The following is a 12,018-nucleotide window of genomic DNA, read 5'->3' as shown; positions in this document are numbered from 1 at the left end:
TCGGAAGCGATCACTTCAGGCCCCGCACGGGCGGCGGAAGGGCAGTTGCGGGACATACTTGCTCCAATTGTCCGGAGTGAGAACATCCCTCGTAACCGAACAGATGCGGTCTTCGGCGTGTCGCGGATCGAGATCGAGCAACTGGATGCCGCCGGACCATTGCCCGGCGAGAGTTCCGGGCGCGGGACTGAAGACCACATTGCCGTAGTTCGTTGCGGGCATGAGGGTCTGCGGCGCCGGGACGAGGCGCCGGTGGTCGGCGAAATCCCAGAGCACGAGCGTCGCTTGGCGTGCCCCGTCCGGGTTTCCGACGGTGGCGAGGGTGTTTCCGTCCGGGCTGAACATGATCTCGAAACTCTTCAGCTCCGGGTCGTGCGCGGTGGATACGATCGTTCGAGGGTTGACAGGATCACTGATATCCCAGACTTTGATCGTTCCGTTCACGATGGCGGCCAGGAACTTTCCGTCCGGACTCAGCGCCGGGACCAGACCGTCCGCGTCCGGTTCGATGATGGGGGACCCGATCTTGCCGGGCGCGCCACCGTTCGCGAGCCGCCACAGCTGAATGGTGTGAGCGCCCAGCGTCGTCGCCCAGATCGTGCCGGCACGATCGGCGCCCCGCACGACATCGCCCAGCTCGGTGGGAGACTGCAGCGCAGTGGGCTTGTCGCGCTGGAAGACATCCCAGACCTGCAGGTATCCGTGCTCGGTGGCATCCGGGCCGGTGAAGTTGTCACCCATCGTGACAAGGGTTTTCGAGTCGGGGGAGAAGGCGTACTGGACACTGTTGATCGGATTGCCCGCCGGATTGGGCAGCGACTGCCACCTGGCGAGCGGCCGGATCACCGTCGGATCGGCGATGTCGTAGAGCGACGTGAATTCCCCTTCGGAACCGACGAGCGTCCGTCCGTCCGGGCTGATGGTGAGGCTGCCGGCCCAGTCGCCGTGCTCGCGCCGGGCGAGTCGACGCGGGTGTCGTGGGTCGTGCGTATCCCAGAGCTGGATCTCGCCGTCGTCCCAGGACACCGCGAGGAGGTTGCCGTCGGGGCTGAATGCCATCCCCAGCAGCCCTTCCGAAAGACCGGCGAGCAGTTCGTCCGCCGGCGACCACAGCCGGACAGTGCCGTCGGTGCCATTGGTGACGACGGTGCGGCCGTCGGGGCCGAAGGTTGCCGCGAACGTATTGTGCTCGGCCGTCTGCAGGGGTGTGCCCCAAGGGCGTGGCTGGGTGAGGTCGTCGAGCTTCCACAGTTTCGCGACGCCGTCCACCGCGGCGGTTAACATTGTCCGATTGTCGGGCGCGAACTGCAGCGAAATGATCTGGCCGGTGTGCCCGGATTGAATCGTACCGACGGAGCGCGGGTTTCGTGGGTCCTCGATATTCCACAGCGGTACGCTCGGGCCGTCGCCCGCCACGGCCACCAGATGCCCGTCCGGACTGAAGGCGATCGCGTTCGGCTGCTTCATTCCGGTCAGCGTGGAGGTCCCGAGCGCGACCGGCGCTGTCGGATTCGTTGTATCCCAGAGCCGTACGACGAGGTCATCGGTGCTCGCGGTGGCCAATCGAGTGCCGTCCGCAGCGAACGCGATCGCGGAGACATTTCCCCGATGAATGCCGGACAACGTGTGGAGCAGCACCGGGGCGGCCGGATGTCGGATGTCCCAGAGCTGCACCGTGTTCGCGGCCGTCGTCACCGCCAGCGTCGATCCGCTCACCGCGAACCCGTATGCGGTGATGTCCACCGGTCTCGCCGGTATAGGCGAACCGACCGCCACCGGACGTTGCGGATCATGGACGTCCCACAGGGTTGCTCCGGCGCTCGGGTCCGCCGAGATCAGCACGTTTCCGTCACCACTGAACGCCAGCTCGGAGATGAGGATGGGCCGGTGTAGATCGATGGCACCCGCTGCTCTCGGGTGATGGGGGTCCCCGACGTCCCACAGGCTGATGCGTTTGCCGTCGGTCGTGGCCATGAAGCGCCCGTCGGGGCGGAATGCCGCCGGCACCACATAGTCGTCCTGGGCCGAAGCTCCGGGGAGCGGCGTTCCCAGCGGCAGCAATTGGGTGCTGAGCATGCGCGCGCGGATCGCGGGGTCGTTGGGCCGCAGGTTGTTCGCCACCAGATCGAGTTGCGCGCTGATCGACGGGTCGGTGTCCTGTAGCCGGTCCGCATTGGCCAGTACGGCGGCGACGATCGCGTCCCTGCGCTGGGACGACATGGAATCGCGTTGGATGAAGGCCACCGCCGCCAGCACCGTGACAATCACGCCGAGGAGGCCGAAGATCGCCTTGATGGTGTGGGAGCGGCGGCGGGCGCGGGTGTGGGCAGTTCGGGAGGCGGCCAGGAAGTCTCGGGCGACCGAGCCGATCGGGTCGTCGTCGCCGAGGTCGGCGAGGGCGTCGAGACGGGCGCCGCGGTAGAGGCGGGAGGGGTCGCGGGCGGCGGCCAGCCAGTCCGCCGCATCCGTTTGCAGGCGTTGGCGTTCGAGGTAGCCGAGGCGGTCCTGGTCTATCCAGCCGCGCAGGCGGGGCCAGGCGTCGAGGACGATTTCGTGTGTGAGGTAGGCGAAGTCGGCGTCGACGGTGATGAGGCGGGCTCGGGTGAGGGCCTCGAGGGCCGCTTCGGCGGTTTGGACGGCGAGGCCGAGGAGGTCGGCGCGGGGGACTCGGCGTCGGGTGTCCTTCGAGTCCTGGCCGATGGCAATCAGTTCCAGGAGTAATTGCTTGCCGGCGGACTGCTGGAATTCGGAGAGACCTTCCCAGGCGTGCTCGGCTGTGGCGGCGACCGAACCGAGAACGCCACCGGCGGCGCGGTATCCGTCGATGGTGAGGCGGCCGCCGTCGCGGCGTTGCCAGGTCGCTCGCATCACGTGGGAGAGCAGGGGGAGTGCGCCCGGGTCGTAGCCACGGCGGTCGGCTCGGCCGCTCGCGCCGCACAATTCGGTGATGACGAGTTCTTCGAGGCCGGGTTCGAGGCGGTAGCCGGCCAGTTCGGCGGGGCGGGTGATGGCGGCGGCCAGTTCGTTCAGGCGCATCGGGCCCAGCAGGTAGCTGCGGTGCTTCAGCGACTCTTCGAGGATGGGGTGGTCGAGGCAGCGGCCGTAGAAGTCGGCGCGGATCGCCAGGATCACGACCGACCGGTCGGCGGGGCGGGGTAGGGCCAATTCCTGTAGTGCGGACAGGAATTCGTCGCACTGCTGGTCGTCGGCGCCGAGGGTGAAGAGTTCCTCCAGTTGGTCGACCACGACCAGGCGTGGCCGATCCGTCGCCCAGTGCTGCGGGTCTGTGCCGCCGAGCGCGGAAGTCAAGGCGGCCAGCGGATCAGCGCCGGGAGTGAGCGTCGCGACAGCCCAGCTCTGACCTGCGACGCTCTCCTCGACTGCACCAGCACCAGCACCAGCAGCTGAATCAGCACCAGCACCCGCGTCTGTGTCTGCGCCTGAGTCAGCGTCAGCCCCCGTGCTCGTGCCCGTACGCATGCCAGCGTCGCCGGCGGTCAGGGCCGGGATCACTCCTGCGGCCAGCAAGGACGACTTGCCCGCCCCGGACGCCCCGACAAGCATGACGATCCCGCCGCTGCCGTCCGCGGCGGTGACGCGCCGAATCAGTTCGGTCACTTCCTCGGTCGGCCGGGTGCGGCCGAAGAACACCTCGGTATCCGCGCGGCCGAAGGGTTCCAGACCCAGGTACGGGCTGGGCGCATCCGCCGCATCCGGATTCCAGCCATCCGCGGTGCGCCACAACTGCTCCCATTCGCGCACCGACAACAGCAGTTGCGGCACCGGGTCGGTGGCCTTGCGCGCCTCGTCGATGAGGGTGAGCAGCACCGGCAGGAAGAAGTCGAACTTCGCCGGCACATTGCGCCCGGTCCGCCAATCGCTGATCCGCTGCGCCGAGGCGACGGGGCCGCGCGGCTGCGCCGCCGCCATCCGGGCCTTGGCCGCCGACTCGACCCGTTTCAGCTTCGGATTGCCCGCCGCCTCATACAGTTCCGCGAACCGTCGTGCGAAGGCGACGCGTGGCGTCTCCTGCCAGCGTGACTCACTCGCCCCCATGACATCCCCTCGTGCATCTCACCGCGATACGAACGGTGCCGACGCTAACCACCGATCTTGCACGGCAGTGGCGAGAATGTCCTGCGATCGGGAAAGCCGCTGGTCGAGGCGATCAGCAGTTTTCCGGACCGGATGGTTGTGCGGGTCAGGAGGTCAGTTCGAGTTCCTCGTCCATGGGTATCGCGCCCTCCAGGCCGTGCGGGAGGCGGCGGCGGTTGGGGGAGCCGAGGGCGGCGGTGAGGTCGGTGCCGTCGTGTTCGGCGAGCAGGTCGGCGGAATCCCAGACCAGCAGGGTTGCGCTGACGGTGTTCTCGGCCGCCGAATGGGCCAGGTCGTAGTGGGCGCAGGCGGGGACGTGCGGGTAGGTGATCCAGAGGTCGTAGCCGGTCATGAACAGGTCCAGATCGAATTGGACGCTCAGGCCGAGGAGTTCGCTGCGGCCGTTGTCGTCGACACCGGCGAACGCCTCGTCCAGGGCCAGCAGGCGCGGGGCCTGCGGGTCGGCGGAATCGAGCATGACATGGGCGGCGGCGAACAGCGGAAGATGCAGGGAGACCGACTGTTCGCCACCTGACAGCGCGCTGTGGCGAGCCACGGTGAGGCGGTCCTCGGTGCCGTCGGCGGTGATGATTGTGAAGGAGAACACCCGCCAAGTGCGGTAATCCAGGGTGGCGGCCAGGATCTCCGGGAAGGAACGCTCCGGATGCGCGGCCCGGGCCGTGCGGATCTCGGCGGCGAAATACGCACGGATAGTCGACAAATCCTCGGGAGTCAGCTCCGAGGAATCACGATCCAGCAGCTTGCATACCGCGCGGGCCGGCTCGGACAGATTGTCGGCCAGCACCCAGTGCACGCCGATGGTATTGCCCGAGGACATGCGGCGCTGCTTCATCTCCATGCCCATGCGGGAGATGAGATCGCGGGCGTCGCTGGTGCGTTCGTGAATCTGCTGGGCCAGACCGGTCAGTAGTGCGTCCTCGAGGATGCGGCGCTCGGCATCGGTGAGCAGCAGCTCCTGATCGCGGCGCGCGGACCCGATGCGGCCCGCGAAATCGGCCAGCGCGGACAGGCCGTGATCGTCGTGCACCTGCACCACGGTGAGACCGTCGGCGGCATCCCAGTGCAGGCGGTAATCCTGCCGGGCCGCCGCCAGGGCCGCATCGAACTCCTGCAGGGCGGTGGTCACATTGCTGCGGGTCGACTTGCGGGCCGCCTCACCGGCTCGGACCGAAGATGTTGCGGTGGCCAGATTCTCGAACAGTTCGGCCACCTCGTCCGGCAGCACCTTCGGCTCCTGCTCGGGATCGCCGTTCTCGATCCGGTACAGCAGCTGTTCGGGGGTCGACCAGGCCGCATCGCTGCTCGGCCAGCGACTCTCGGGAGGCGCGCCCAGCAGGCTCAGCAGGTCCGGACGGGCATACGGGGCCAGATGCCGGACATCGGCGAGCAATTCGGTCAGCGCGGTACCGAGGGTGTCGTGCGCGGCGCGATGCGCGCCCTCCGCGGTACCGACGCCCTCGATGGCTTCGTGCGCCGCCTTGCGAGCCGCCTTCTGCTCGGCGCGCGCCGCGTCGATGCGTTCGCGCGCCAGTTCCAGCTCCCGATCGATATCGGCGGCCCCGGCGCCCAAGGCTTCTCGCAGCGTCTCCAGCTTGCGCAGCTGCTCCTCGTACCCGCCGCGCGCGGCCTCCGCCTCCTCGGCGAACGCCTCGGCGAGATCCTTCGATTCATCGAGCCGGTCCGAGGCCTCGCGCGCCCGCTCATGCTCACGCTGATGGTCGCCACGCAACCGCAGCAGTGCGGTGCCCGCATTCTCGAAGTGCCGCACCGACGCCGCGAGCGCATCCAGCTCGGCCGGATCCCGCGGCGCCTTGTGGTCCGCGGCAATGGCGCGAACCTTCTTGTCCGCCGCCGAATACTCGGCCACGGCCTGATCCAGGTCCCGTTCGGCCTGCCCCGCGGCCTCGGATCGTGACCGCAACATGCCGGCCGCCTCGGATACTGCACGCAAGGCGGCGGTCACCGCGGTGGTACGCGGAAGCGACTTGGCCGCAGCCGAAATCCGCGCCAATTCGTCTGTGGCAGCCTGCTCTTCGGCTTGTGCTGTCGCGACCTCGGTTTCGGCGGCCTCGATGGTGGCGGCCAGCTCAGCCAACCGCAGTTCACGACGTCGCGCCCGCGCCGTAGCACCGATGAACTCGGCATCGGCCTTGAAATGTCGGCCGACCTGTACGCCCTGACGGAACCGGCCGTCGGTCGCAATGGCGAGCGAGCCATCGACAGGCTGCGCCGCTGCGCCGGACACCCTCGCCGAACCATCCTTCTTCGAGGGCGCGCCGGTTTCATGCAATGCGATCGATGCCAGCACATCGGCCACGGTCTGTCGCGGCACGGTGAGCTTGTCCGAGTCATCCTCTACGACAAGAACATCGGCGAGTGTGCGTCCCGACGGTCGCTCTGCCGGCGGCAGCGGAACCAGGAATTGCTCCGACGCATGCGGCGGCAACTCGGAGTCGGCGCATACCCAGGCGTCCAGCAGGTTCGAGGCCTGCAGCGCCGCTTCCATACCGGCGGCGGCTTCCGGCGTGACCTTGTCGGCGAACCGGACCAACCGCCAGAGCGGCGCGCCCGGTACGTCACCGCGTACATCGGTCCGGGCGGCGAAAACCGGTGGCGCATCGTCCCGTTCGGCCGCGACCTGCTCCCGTTCGGTCCGCAGCTCGGCGGCGCGAGCCTTGGCCTGCGCGGCTCGCGCCCGGGCCTCTTGGCGGCGGCCGCGGACCTCTTCGGTCAGCGGTTCGGTCCGCTCCGCCAGCACCTCGGCGGGCGTCGAGGGCGCGGCGGTGTCCGCGTCCGCGATGGCGATTGCTCGCGCGGCTGTGGTAGCCCCGGCCGAAGTTGCGATCCGGTCGGCCAGTGCGGTCGCCGCGCCATTGTCCGCCGCTGCGCTTTCGTCATCGGTGTTCGCGGTGTCGCGAGCTTCGGCCGTCGCAGCGTCCGCCCCGGCGACCGCAGTGCGTTGGGCGCCGGCGATCGCAGCTTCGGTTGTGGCGCGGGACTTTCCGGCCTTCCGGCCGCCGCGTTTGCCGCCGACCGGGGTGGCGGCCTGTGCGGAGTGTTCCGTGCCCGCGGTGGCGAGCGCGTCGTTGACGGCTTCGAAGAGGCCGTCACGGATGGGGGAGTAGACCTCGCGGTGGGCATCCCACCATTCGCGCAGGGAGGCGGCCGTATTGGAGCGGGCGAGGGCCACTGCCGCTTCGGTTTCGGCGAGTTCGGCGGCGGCGGAGTCGCGGAGTTCGGTGGCGCGCTGGGCGGCTCGTTCGGCGCGGGTGCGTTCGGTGACGGCGGCGTCCACCAGGGTGAGGGCGCGGCGGACGGCGCGGACGTCGGCGTCGCGTTCCTCGGCGTGCGAGCGGACGGTGGTGGTGAGGTGATCGGCGCGGGCCTGTTCGGGCAGGTCGGTCCAGGGGATGCCGGCTTCCTCCGCGGCGGAACGGAGTTCGTCCTCCCCGCGGGACAGGGCAGAGGCGGCGTGCTGGACGGCGGAACGGGCGCGCTCGGATTCCTCGTTGCGCTGATCGACGGTCTGGCGGGCCTTCAGCGACTTGTCGGTGTGGACGGCGGCCGAGGTCTCCAGGCGTTTGACGGCGTCGGCGAGATCGTCGAGCTGCTGTTTGCCCTCGTAAGCGCTGGAGCGCTGCAGGGTTTCGCGATCGGACAGGGCCTGTTCGTAGGCGCGGTCGGCGTCTTCGGCGCGGGTCTCGGCGGCGGCGCGGTCGGTATCGCGGCGCTTGCGCAGGGCGGCGGCGGCGTGCAGGGCGGTGCTCGCGTGGGTGACGGCGTCGAGCCGCGTGCGGACCTGGTCGATATCCGTCTTCGCCTGCACCGCAAGGTATTTGCGGTAGACGTCGACGAAGGTGCGGGTGGCGGTGTCGGCCTGGATCAGGCCCTCCAGGGTGCGGCCGACCTCCTCCATATCGCTGAAGGAGCGTGCCGCGTCCAGGATGAGCTGCTCGTCGAGCGGGCGCAGACCATCGGTGAGCGCCTGTGACAGGCCGCGCGGGTCCAGGTTCTTGGCCAGCTGCGGACGGCGCAGCGTCAGAATCAGATTGATCAGCTGGTCGTAGCGCTGCTGCCCGAGACCGAACATGCGGGCGTCGATGGCGGCCCGGTATTCGACCGGCCGGTCCACGATGGCGTCGGAGCCGATCTGCTCGGCCAGCTGCTTGCGGGTCAGCGGGCGATCGTCGGGGCCGAGCAGCGAGAAGTCCACGCCGACACGGCCGTCCGCGACGAAGTACCAGCGCGTCACCTTGTCCGAGGAGCGGGTGGCGCGCATGCCGATACCGATGGTGACGACCTCCGGCTCGTCCCATTCGCCGCGCGCGAACTCCATCCACACGTACGAGTACGCCGATTCCTGCTTGCGGTACAGCAGGTTCGACTTCATGGTGCGCTCTTCACCCGCGAACGGGTTGAGCCGCCGCGGCTCGATGCGACCGTCCAGCACGAAGGGGTAGAGGACCTCCAGGCCCTTGGTCTTGCCCGAACCGTTCGGCCCGCGCAACACCAGACGGCCGTCGGCGAAGCAGAACTCCTGGTCCCGGTAGTCCCACAGGTTGACGATGCCCGCGCGGGTGGGGACGAAGCGGATGCCACCGTGAATGAGGTCGGTCATCGGTTCCCGGATCCCTTCTCTGTGGAGCTCGCGGCAGACTCCTGCTCGCCCACTTGCGTTGCGGAAATGAACAATTCGGTCTCCGCACGGGTGCGGATGGTGACGATCGCGCCGCGATAGCGCGCCAGCACGGGCAGGATCAGCAATCCGCCGTCCACCAGCTCGACCAGGCGCAACCGCTCCAGCAGCGAGACGACCTCCGCCATCAGACCCGGCACATCCGCCTGCCACTGCGCGGCGAAGGTATTACCGTAGCGGGCCGACAGCATCTGCACGGTGTCGCGGATCCACGAGGACTCCACGAAGGGATAGTCCGGAATCTCCGGTTCCTCCGGCTCATTCGACTCCTCGTCGAACCCGAAGATATCCACCGCATCCGCCAGCGGCGCGAACACGGTGGTCGTGGGAATCGCGGAATCCAGCTGCTCCGCCAGATCGGTGAACGGCCGCTCCGGCCGCAGCCGGCGTTCGACCGGATTGTCGAGATCCAGCACCAGATCCGCGATCTCGCCCGCCAGCAGCAACGCCACCTGCGCGAGCGTGCCCGTACCCGGGAACCGCACATCGGAGAGCCGGCCGGAACTGTCGATGAGCGCCACACCCTCGGCGCGGCGTTCGGCGCGCAGGCCGGTCACCTGCTCGACCTCGGTGACCAGCTTCTCCTGCCCCAGCAGCGCCCGCTCGGTCAGGTCCAGCTCATCGGCATAGACCACCGGCTGCTCCACCAGCGCCCGGCGCACCTTGCGCGCCGCCGAAGCCGCGGTGGCGGAACGCATTTCGGAACCGCCCGCCTCCTCGCCGAGCAGCCCGGTGACGCTCTGCAGATGCTGCAACGCGCGCGGCGGCCGGAACAGGGCGAACACCACCGCCCGGTCGATGTCGTAGAGCGCCTCGCCCGCTTCGGGATCGGTCGCCCAGCCGCCCGCATCGCCATCCGCGAGCGTCACCGCGCCGCGCGCGGCCAGCCAGCCGACGGCATCCACGAACGCATCCCGATCCGCGGCGCGATCCGGGGCCAGCTCCAGCCCGTCCACCCGCTCGGTATAGGCGGCCACCTGATTGGCCAACTCGGACAACGTGATCTGATCCCCGGCGCGCCCCAGCGCCGCCAGCGACAACGCCAGGTACGCATACCGCCGCCGATCGAACAGCCGCTCCCCGGTGGTGCGCGCCGGCCGCCCCGCGTCCAGCCGATCCAGTACCGGGAACAGCCGCGCGGTCGTCTCGGTGACCTCCAGCCGATACCCGAACAGCTCGGCCAGATCCTCCCGCAACTCGGTGGCCCACCGCCGGATCAACGGCAGCGCAATCCGATCCGGATAGGTCCGGGTAACCAGATGATTGGCCAGCATCACCCGAGCCGCCCGCTGATAACTGTCCAGCGCCAGCGAGTCGATGGACCGCGCATGCATCAGCCCACCTCCTTTCCGGCAGCAGCGTCCGCGACGGTCTGCTCGGCCGCACCGGTGTCCTGGCCACCGATGGGCGGCTCGTGCACGCCCGCCTCGGCGGCCGGCCGCTTCGTGGTCGCGCGTTTCTGCTGTGCTGCAGGAGTTTTCGTCTTGCGGAGCGTCGAGGTCTCGCGGACCTGGAGTTGGCGGCCGTTGAGGTGCAGCAGGCCGCGGGCGGTGCGGACGACGGTGGAGCCCTCGTATTCGGAGACGGTGAGGGTGACGCCGCTGTCGGAGCCGGTGCTGGAGACGCGGCCGCTCACCGGGACCCAAGCCGTGGAGGCGGCGTCGAGCAGGCGGAGCAGGACCTCGGTTTCGCCCTCGTCGAGTTCGCGATCGTGCACATCGGCCGCGGCCAGGGATCGGGCCGCCTCCGCGCGGGCGCGCTGGGCATCGAGCTGGGCCTGACGCAGGCGGCGGATGCCGGCGTCATTGCGTTGCAGGCGGGCGGGAGCGCCGGGCGTCGGGGGGCGGCCGGTCTCGGCCAGGGTGCGGGCGATCTCCAGCGGCGGTGCGTCCCACCAGGATCGGATGGCCGGGATGATGTCGGCATCGGGATGCTGCATGGCCAGGTGGCGGGGGCGGCCGAGACCGAAGACCGCGTCATAGAGGGCGTGGGCGGCATCGGCGGTGGGTGTGGCGGTGAACCAGCCCGCCAGATGGCGCAGCGCCGATTCACGGGATACACCGCCCTTACGGGTCTCGGTGACCCGGCGCAGCAGTGAGAGCACGGCCGCGATGGCGCTCATGGTGGCCTCGCGCATGCGCTCGCATTCGGTGAGCCCGCTCTCCCCGTCGGCCACGAACCAGTCGCGCATACCCTGCCAGCGGGCACGCCAATCCGCCTCCCGGTCGGACGCATTCAGCAATACGCGCTCATCGACGCGGGCGGCCCGCTCGATGAGGTCGTCCACCCCGGTCTCCTCCACCTCGAGGATGGCGGTGGCCAGCCGCGGCGCGAATCGTGCCAGGTCCATGGAGAATTCGCGCATATGGGCCAGCAGCGCGTCCTTGTGCGCGAGGAACGCCTCGGGCGTCGCCTCGGTGGTGCGCACCAGATCGCCCAGCGTCAGATAGAAATGCGCGGCCCGCTCGGCCAGATCCGACAGCGCCCGGTCCAGCCGGTTCAACAGCCGATACACCCGCGGCGCGTCCCCGCCGCGATTCGCCTCGGCGAGCGTGTGCAGATCGGCCAGCAACTCCGGCAGCACCAGCCGCGACAGCGCCGCCTCGTCGAGCCGCGCGGCCAGCACATCCGACACCGCGCGATACGCCTGATACCCGGCCTGGGAGAACTGATACACGAAATGCCGGTTCCGATACTCGGCCAGCGTCGCCGCCCGCGTGCCGTCATAGCTGCGTTCCAGCACGCCCCACTGATGCAACTGCTCGAGCAGCGGCCCGACCTCGGTCGGCGTCAATGCGGGCGCACCCGGGCAACGCACGAGCGTCTCCGCCACATCGGAGGCGTGCAGCAACACCACATACGCGGCCCGGGCCGTATCGAAGGCCCGCAACACCCACAGGTAGTCCGCCCGCTTCTCGGCCGTCGCGAAGGAGAACAGCCGCAGCCGCTCGGCGTGTGGAAACTCCTCGGCACCGCCCCCCGTCGGGTCGGTCAGCAATCCGTCAGCGGACTCGGTCATCGGAGTGAGGTTAATACGGCCCACCGACCGGTTCGCCATTGCGCTGAGTGTCGGCGCGCCCGCACCTCCGGGAATGTCCTGTTCATGCGGATCCTCGGTGATCGAGGCCACCCGCGGGGGAGGTCGGCTCTGTAACGGTCCCCCGGCGGACCCCGACGAACTGGTCAATTGTCCGCAATCGTCACGG

At 69.2% G+C, this 12,018-nt stretch carries 4 protein-coding genes; all 4 read right to left on the bottom strand.

Annotated features, from left to right (window positions below; genetic code table 11):
• Positions 1-15: 15 nt before the first annotated feature.
• The 4 genes from ACIP5Y_RS27190 to ACIP5Y_RS27175 all read right to left on the bottom strand — a co-directional run bounded on the left by ACIP5Y_RS27190 (position 16) and on the right by ACIP5Y_RS27175 (position 11,756).
• Entirely contained in the window at positions 16-4,056 is a 4,041-nt protein-coding gene (locus tag ACIP5Y_RS27190; RefSeq protein WP_400354152.1) for a hypothetical protein, read from the bottom strand.
• Positions 4,057-4,201: 145 nt separating this feature from the next.
• Positions 4,202-8,734, bottom strand: coding sequence for an SbcC/MukB-like Walker B domain-containing protein (locus tag ACIP5Y_RS27185; protein ID WP_400354150.1), 4,533 nt, complete (start codon positions 8,732-8,734; stop codon positions 4,202-4,204).
• Positions 8,731-10,146: a TIGR02678 family protein gene (locus ACIP5Y_RS27180; RefSeq protein ID WP_400354148.1), complete on the bottom strand. Its 1,416-nt coding sequence runs from the start codon at positions 10,144-10,146 to the stop codon at positions 8,731-8,733. Before ACIP5Y_RS27180 ends, ACIP5Y_RS27185 begins: the two co-directional genes overlap by 4 nt.
• Positions 10,146-11,756, bottom strand: coding sequence for a TIGR02677 family protein (locus ACIP5Y_RS27175; protein ID WP_400355825.1), 1,611 nt, complete (start codon positions 11,754-11,756; stop codon positions 10,146-10,148). Before ACIP5Y_RS27175 ends, ACIP5Y_RS27180 begins: the two co-directional genes overlap by 1 nt.
• Between the last annotated feature and the right edge of the window lie 262 nt (positions 11,757-12,018).

It is taken from the genome of Nocardia sp. NPDC088792 (assembly GCF_044750615.1).
Taxonomy (GTDB): Bacteria; Actinomycetota; Actinomycetes; order Mycobacteriales; family Mycobacteriaceae; genus Nocardia.
The sequence above is the reverse complement of the archived record's forward strand: the minus strand, read 5'-3'. Positions and strand labels throughout refer to the sequence as shown.

Bases quoted from the DNA above. Each gene is read 5' to 3' on its own strand.
- ACIP5Y_RS27190 (WP_400354152.1), bottom strand. From the start codon at position 4,056: ATGGGGGCGAGTGAGTCACGCTGGCAGGAGACGCCACGCGTCGCCTTC.
- ACIP5Y_RS27185 (WP_400354150.1), bottom strand. From the start codon at position 8,734: ATGACCGACCTCATTCACGGTGGCATCCGCTTCGTCCCCACCCGCGCG.
- ACIP5Y_RS27180 (WP_400354148.1), bottom strand. From the start codon at position 10,146: ATGCATGCGCGGTCCATCGACTCGCTGGCGCTGGACAGTTATCAGCGG.